This is a genomic window from Neisseria sp. HMSC058F07 (assembly GCF_001810035.1).
In the GTDB taxonomy this organism is placed as follows: Bacteria; Pseudomonadota; Gammaproteobacteria; order Burkholderiales; family Neisseriaceae; genus Neisseria; species Neisseria perflava.
Genome location: NZ_KV799705.1, coordinates 1 through 557, shown reverse-complemented (window position 1 = coordinate 557; position 557 = coordinate 1). Strand labels below are relative to the sequence as shown.

The following is a 557-nucleotide window of genomic DNA, read 5'->3' as shown; positions in this document are numbered from 1 at the left end:
CTCCATCCGTCTGCACGACAACGATCCCGATTTCGACCCGGCCGGGGAACGGGACGTATTTATTTCCGAAGACGAACGTTTCTACGTTAACCGCCTTACCTCCGTCACCTTCAACGGCAAGGAACTGGTGCGCTACGACTACGACGGCTACGGCGATTTGACCGCCGTTTACGGACGCGACGGCAAAAAACTGCGCGGTTTCGCCTACCGAAACCACATCATGGTCGAACACAGCCAGCCCGACGGACTGGTGTTCCGCTACGAATACGACCGTTACGACACCGACGGCAAAGTGCTCAAGAGCAGCAACAACCTCGGTGAAGAATGGACGTTCGACTACCGCAAAGACCATACCGTCGTTACCGACGCATTGGGACGGACGGAAGTGTACGGTTTCGACGAAAACCGCGAACTCGTCTACCGCATCGACGCCGACGGACAACGCAGCGACAGCGAACGCGACAGCTACGGCCGCATTACCGTAGAACGCGACCCGCTCGGACGCAAAACCCGCTATCTCTACGATACCGAAGGCAACGTCATCGCCATCACCGCGC

The 557-nt window shown here is 58.0% G+C and carries 1 pseudogene; it reads left to right on the top strand.

The features are described from left to right. A pseudogene (locus HMPREF2696_RS11320) lies at positions 1-557 on the top strand (sugar-binding protein); the annotation flags it as partial.